Origin of the sequence: Mesorhizobium sp. M1050 (assembly GCF_040318715.1) — a bacterium.
Taxonomy (GTDB): Bacteria; Pseudomonadota; Alphaproteobacteria; order Rhizobiales; family Rhizobiaceae; genus Mesorhizobium.
The window spans coordinates 1-560 of sequence record NZ_JAMYMV010000184.1; the positions used below are offsets into that span (position 1 = coordinate 1).

At 58.0% G+C, this 560-nt stretch carries 1 protein-coding gene; it reads right to left on the reverse strand.

What is annotated here, in order from left to right:
- Nucleotides 1-560: Crp/Fnr family transcriptional regulator (locus tag NKH57_RS33795; protein ID WP_352950708.1), on the reverse strand; the 560-nt coding region annotated here is incomplete at both ends.

A 560-nucleotide genomic window follows, 5' to 3' on the forward strand; every position in this document is an offset into this window, starting at 1 on the left:
CTTGCGCTCGCGCAGTTCCCGCAGCATCCGATTGACATGAATGGGCGTGAGTCCGAGGGCATCCGCGAGATCGTACTGGGTAAGAGGGCATTCATAGCTGTTGCGGGTGACAGAGCCGATTCGTTCCAGACGCGTCCTCAGTTCGAGGAAGAGATGCGCCGTCCGCGCCAGGGCGCTGCGTCGTCCAACATTGGTGAGATGTTGAGCCACAACCGCTGCGTTGTGCACGAGGGTTTCGATAACGAGGGAGAACAGACGGGGCGACTGCATGGCAGCAACGGTAAATGTCTTGGTGGAAGCCACCAGAACCGAAAGTTCGGTTTGAGCCACAAACGTTTCAAGAGCCCTGCCCGTGTAGGACTGAGGCAGGACGATATCGCCTCTCAGTGCAAAATCCAGGATCTGTCGCTGCCCGCCCGCAAGCTCATGAGAAATGCACCCCCAGCCCGACTCGACTATGAACATGCGATCACAATCCTCGCCCTGATTGACGATGACCGTCTCCGCCAGATAGCGCTTCGGCGTGAATCCCAGCCTTTTGATTAGCGCCGCATCGTCGT